This window comes from Neisseria sp. P0021.S005, assembly GCF_051956955.1.
This window is the reverse complement of record NZ_JBQCWY010000166.1, coordinates 1-5,767: the sequence shown is the minus strand read 5'-3', so window position 1 is coordinate 5,767 and position 5,767 is coordinate 1. Positions and strand designations below refer to the sequence as shown.

General features: G+C 50.4%; 7 protein-coding genes. 3 read left to right on the top strand and 4 right to left on the bottom strand.

Annotated features, from left to right (window positions below; genetic code table 11):
• A partial coding sequence (locus ACTHUE_RS10005; RefSeq protein ID WP_440423396.1) for a rubredoxin occupies positions 1-165 on the top strand: 165 nt, incomplete at its 5' end.
• Positions 166-228: 63 nt separating this feature from the next.
• Here ACTHUE_RS10005 and dapC read toward each other — a convergent pair.
• The 4 genes from dapC to ACTHUE_RS09985 form a co-directional block, all read right to left on the bottom strand.
• On the bottom strand, positions 229-1,416 hold the full coding sequence (gene dapC, locus ACTHUE_RS10000; protein WP_070843268.1) for a succinyldiaminopimelate transaminase: 1,188 nt from the start codon (positions 1,414-1,416) through the stop codon (positions 229-231).
• Positions 1,417-1,537: 121 nt separating this feature from the next.
• Positions 1,538-2,710, bottom strand: a complete 1,173-nt coding sequence (locus ACTHUE_RS09995) for an NAD(P)H-dependent flavin oxidoreductase (protein WP_107791952.1) — start codon at positions 2,708-2,710, stop codon at positions 1,538-1,540.
• 340 nt (positions 2,711-3,050) lie between these two features.
• A complete protein-coding gene (locus ACTHUE_RS09990) occupies positions 3,051-3,731 on the bottom strand; it encodes an OmpA family protein (protein ID WP_070749195.1) in 681 nt (226 codons plus the stop codon).
• A 218-nt stretch (positions 3,732-3,949) separates the two neighbouring features.
• Positions 3,950-4,825, bottom strand: coding sequence for a YoaK family protein (locus ACTHUE_RS09985; protein ID WP_107791951.1), 876 nt, complete (start codon positions 4,823-4,825; stop codon positions 3,950-3,952).
• Between the two features lie 160 nt (positions 4,826-4,985).
• Between ACTHUE_RS09985 and ACTHUE_RS09980 the strand changes: the two genes are divergently transcribed.
• Together ACTHUE_RS09980 and ACTHUE_RS09975 are read left to right on the top strand one after the other, a co-directional pair.
• Positions 4,986-5,375 (top strand): hypothetical protein, encoded by a 390-nt coding sequence (locus tag ACTHUE_RS09980; RefSeq protein ID WP_049331430.1) that lies wholly within the window; start codon positions 4,986-4,988, stop codon positions 5,373-5,375.
• Between the two features lie 123 nt (positions 5,376-5,498).
• The coding region (locus ACTHUE_RS09975) for an adenylyltransferase/cytidyltransferase family protein (RefSeq protein WP_440423394.1) at positions 5,499-5,767 on the top strand (269 nt) is incomplete at its 3' end.

The window sequence follows — 5,767 nt, the reverse complement described above, 5'->3', positions numbered from 1 at the left end:
CAATATATGTGCGGCCCTTGCGGCTGGATTTATGATGAAGATGTCGGCGACCCCGAACACGGCCTGCCGGCAGGTACCAAGTTCGAAGACATCCCCGACGACTGGAAATGCCCTGAATGCGGCGTAGGTAAAGAAGATTTCTACCTTCTGGACTTCACCATATAAATTATCCGATTATTTAATAAAAAGGCCGTCTGAAGTTTCAGACGGCCTTTGTTTGCTTAATCGTCAGCGGTAGAGCGAAACAATGGTTTCAGCCGCTTTGACACAGCTTTCCACGTCGGCAACCAAAGCGATGCGGACGTAGCCTTCGCCCGGATTGCCTTGCTCGGTATCGCGGGCAAGGAAGCGGCCGGGCAACACTTGGATGGCGGCTTTCTGCCACAGGTTGCGCGTGAATGCCAAGTCGTCGCCGTCGGGAACTTTCAGCCAAATGTAGAACGATGCGTCAGGCAGTTTGACATCGAATACCTGTTGCAAAATCGGAATGACGCGGTCGAATTTTTCTTGGTAGAGGCGGCGGTTGGCAATGACGTGTTCTTCGTCGTTCCAAGCGGCAATGCTGGCACGTTGGACAGGAATGCTCATCGCGCTGCCGTGGTAGGTGCGGTAGAGCAGGAAGTTTTTGAGCAACTCGGCATCGCCTGCGACAAAGCCGGAACGCAAACCGGGGACATTGGAGCGTTTGGACAGGCTGGTAAACATCACGATGTTGTGCGTTCCGCGACCTAATTGCGCCGCAGCCTGTAAGCCGCCGATCGGTTTGTCGTCGTCAAAATAAATTTCGGAATAGCATTCGTCAGAGGCAATAACGAAGCCGTATTTGTCTTGCAAATCAAAAATTTCTTTCCAGTCTTCTAATTGCAGGACGCTGCCGCTCGGGTTGTTGGGCGAGCAGACAATCAGGACTTTGGTACGCTGCCACACGTCTTCGGGCAGGCTGCTCCAATCGGGGTTGAAGCTGGGTGCCGGGCAGTTGGCAAAATGGATTTCGCCGCCGCCCAATATAGTCGCGCCTTCGTAAATTTGATAGAAAGGATTGGGACTGATAACGACCGGTTTGGGGTCGTCTGAAGCCGGATTCAAAACGGTTTGGATAAAGGAAAACAATGCTTCCCGGCTGCCCAATACGGGCAGGATTTCATTGTCGGGATTGAGGCTTAAACCATCATAACGGCGGGCAACCCATTCGGCGCAGGCTTGGCGCAGTTCGGGCAGGCCTGCGGTCAGCGGATATTTTTCCAATTCGTGCAGGGAGGCGGTCAGTGCATCGGTGATGACTTTGGGCGTCGGGTGTTTCGGCTCGCCGATTTGCAGATGGATGGGGGTTACGCCTGCGGGTGCGTCAATGCCTTGCATGGCTTCACGCAAGCGGGCAAAAGGATAGGGTTTGAGGTGGTTCAATAATGGATTCATGATGTTTCTGCTGGATAAATTCAGGCGATAATCTTAGCATTTTTTAGATGGATTGGGACAAAAAGGCCGTCTGAAAACAGGGTTGAATGTTTTTCAGACGGCCTTTTGAGTGTTGATACGTTTATTTGGCAGGGATGACGGGTAGGGAACCGTTCAAGAGATATTGAATGGTTTCTTGAACCGTACGGATGGCATTGCCAAAAGGCAGTGGGTCTTTACCGCGGAAAAACAGGCCTTTATCGACTTCACCGCGGAATGCGGCGGAAAGTTGGATGTCGATACAGAATTGACCGGCTTTGGCCAAGCCGTCGCGCAAACCGCAGCTGGTCAGGCAGTTCAGGCCTTGGGTGCAACGGCGCGGATCGTTTTTGGCATTGGCTTGCAATTTGGCCTCACGTTTGATGTAGTTGTCGAGGAATTTGGTGCGCACGCCGCGTGCAGGCAAACCGGCAACAGACATGAATTCAACCACTTTTTCGGTTTCCGCACCGGCCAGCGTTTTTTTGAAGTTGATGTGGGCATCGCCTTCTTCGGTTACGGCAAACGCGGTACCGATTTGAACGGCGGACGCGCCCCAGTTTTTCAAGGCTGTTTTGACTTTTTCAAAGTTTGCCATGCCGCCGGCGAGTACCAACGGGATTTTTTCGCTTTCCAAGCCCAAGTTTTTGAATACTTCAAACGTTTCTTCAATAACGCGTTTGAACTCGAATTTGGCATCGTTCACGCCGTCAACGGTTGCCGCGCCCAAGTGGCCGGCTGCGTGGGCTGGGTGTTCGATAACGATGGCATCGGGCAAAATGCCTTTTTTCATCCAACGTTTCAAAACGATGTTGATACCGCGTGATTCGGACAGGATAGGGAAAAGGGCGACATCTTTGTGATAGCCCTCGGCCATTTCCGGCAGATCCAAAGGCAAACCTGCTCCCATCACAATCGCGTCTGCACCGGATTCGCAGGCCTGACGGACGTAGGCGGCATGGTCTTTGACAGCTTTCATGACGTTGACGGCAATCATGCCTTTGCCTTCTGAATCGGCTTTGGCTTTTTTGATTTCACGGTCCAGCGCGATGCAGTTGATACGGGTGTATTTTTCTTCGCTGGAATCGATTTTTGATTCGGCCAGCAAATCTTCGTGCAAGTGGCGCAAATCGACGCTGGCGATGGTACCTACGCCGTTTTCGCGCGCAACCGCGCTGGAGAGTTTTGATGCGGAAACGCCTACACCCATACCGCCTTGTACGACGGGAATCAGTGATTTGCCACGGATAATCAATGGGTCAAAGTTGTTTTGCATGGATGCTCCTTCATAGATTCTGGGTGGTGCCGTCTGAAATCCTATGAAATGGATTGGATAACGGGCTGATGTGTATACAAATAAGTGTGTTTTTCGCCGCCGTTTTTCAGACGGCATGAGGCGTGTTTTTAAAATTTTAGGAATTATACTCTAAGTCAGTGTAAAAATTAGAGTATTAATACAGTTTTTTTAAAGGAAAAATTGAAAAGTCTTGTTAATAAAGGAATAAATTTTATGATGGATTGGATTGAGGAGGAGAAATTGCAAACAAAATCTACAAAGAAAAAGGCCGTCTGAAATTTCAGACGGCCTTAAGCATGGGAATCAGACAGCTGTCGGATTACATTTGTTTTTTAGCGGCGTCAATGGCGCGTTGGTCAGGGTTGATCAAGATTTCAACGCGGCGGTTTTGTGCGCGGCCTTCAACAGTAGCATTGGAGGCGATTGGTTGACGGGAGCCGTAACCGAAAGTGCTCAAACGGGTGCTGCTTACGCCACGGGATTGCAGGAAGGTAGCGACAGATTCGGCGCGGTTGCGAGACAATGGCTCGTTGATGGCGTCGTTACCGGTATTGTCGGTATGGCCGTTGATGGTCAAAGTCGTGTCAGGATATTGAACCAGAGTTTGTGCAGCAGCAGACAAGGCGCTTTGAGCTTGACCGCTCAGGGCAGCGCTGCCGGTGGCGAAGGTTACGTTTTCAGGCATAACCAGTTTGATTTGGTTGCCTTGACGTTCAACTTCGATGTTGGTGTTGGCCAGGCTTTGACGCAGTTTTTTCTCTTGGTAGTCCATGTAACCGCCGATACCGGCACCTACTGCACCACAAGCCAATGCGGAGTTACGCGCGCCTTTGCCACCGTGGGTCAGCGCACCAACGATGCCGCAAACAGCCGCACCGCCCAAACCGTACATGGCGGTTTTGCTGGCGGATTGTTGACCGGTAGCAGGATCGGTCACACAGCCGGTGAGTGCCAAAGGAATTGCAGTAGCAATAACGGTCAGGGGTTTCAAGAATTTCATGTCGTATCCTCTTTTTAGATGACGGCTTAGGCCGTCTGAAAAAAATGAATAAAAACCGCGTGGGTCATTACGGATTTATGATACCCAATATCCGAAACGCAAAAGAATGGGTTTAACCCGATATTACGAAAATATTTGCCAGTTAACATAATTCTGAAGCATTTCTGCATTTTTCTGGCAGCTTGGCCGTTTTGCCGTGAAATAACCAGCAAAGTTTTTTACAGTTTCTTCCGTTTTTTCTGCTTGCGGCGATACCAGTTGATGAATGCCCATTTCAATCTGACCTTGACGTCATATCCCACCGAGCCCGCACCCAGTATGAGCAAAACGGCGGAAACGGGCAGGGCGAAATGATGGCCGACCAGATGATAACCCCATGCGCCAACCACGCCGCCCAGTAAAAACGACAGCATCAAGCCGCTTAAAAGCCACATTTTCGGTTTGTTGACGCGGACGTGCGGCAGGCGCGGATGATGTTGTTTGGAATAATAAAGTGCGCGTGAAATTTCAATGCCCAAGTCGGTCGCCGTACCGGTCATGTGGGTGGAACGGATGGCGCCGCCGGAAAGAAGCGTGATAACCGTATTGTGCATGCCCATAATAAAACACAATAAAAACAATGCCAAAGACGGCATAATAAAATCAGAGCCGCCAAAATCCCATTCCATCGCAGCAATACCGAACCAACCGAATATCAACAGATAAACTGCTTCCAGCCACATGGAAAACCCAAAGCTGCCACGAAAACGCATCTGTTGCGTCCATAAAATCACCCAACCCGAATGCGCGGCACCGGCAACAAAGCACAACACGCTGATGAAAGTCACCGCGGCAGACCACCAGTCTTGGAGATACAGCACATCAGCCAAAAGAGACATGGAGCCGGTTACGTGGGAAATATAGCGCGCAAATGCAAAGAATCCCCCCGCATTAATCGCACCGGCAAGAAAGGCCATGATGTAGCCCAGCCGTCTGAAACGGGCATCGGAAATATTGTGTTCGTGCAGATACGGGCGATCCGCCTGCCAAAACGGAGGCGTGTGTTGCCTGTGGTGGCGCAATCTGTAGGAGTGGGGCGGTTTGTCAGCGTTCATTGAGTGGGTTTGGAGTTAAACATTCATATAGGGTGTATTTTATATGCAACTGTCTGCCGATAAGAACAAATAATCTAAAGTGTTCCCAAGTTGCCACACTTGCCCATTACACAATGAGGGCGTACATTAATAGCTATACATGACTATAAGGAAACATCCGATGAATCCTATCCGCCTGACTTTATTGATTGGTGCTGCCGCATTACTTGCCGCCTGCGCCACCACGCCTGAGCAAAAAGCCGCACGCGCCCAAGCGCAGAAACGCTATGAGCAGGATCTTCAAGTACATCTTGCTGCCCAATGCGATCAGGAGACTGCCGCGCTGATCCGCCGCAAATTTGACGAAGAAGGCAAACCCGGTGCCGCAACTGCGGAACAAAAAGCCTTCCGCCTCAAATATATCGACAAAGTTTCCGATCCGATGTTCCAAGCCTGCTACAAAATGGCATGGCAAAACTATATTTCTCAAGAACAGCTGCGCGAAGCCCGTTACTATCGTTATTACGACGATTGGGGCTATCCGTTTGGCCGTTATCCTTGGTGGTGGTAAGGTATTAACAAACTTTAGGGCCGTCTGAAAGCATATATTTATTGGTTTCAGACGGCCTAAGGTTTATTGAAACGGCAATAACGTTTACAATAGCCGCCTATTCAAACACAATACCCACCACCCATGAACATCTGGCTTGGACAGCGACACGCGCCCAAATTTCCGCAAGGAGCCGCCGTAACCATCGGCAACTTCGATGGCGTACACCTCGGGCACAAACACATTCTACAAAAACTCAAACGAGAGGCAGACCAGCGCGGTCTGCCTGTTGTCGTTGTTGTTTTTGAGCCTCAGCCCAAAGAATTTTTTGCGCGCAAAGCCGGGAAAAAGCTGCCTTACCGCATCAGCCCGCTGCGTACCAAAGTGCGCCTTTTGCGTGAAACCGGCTGCGT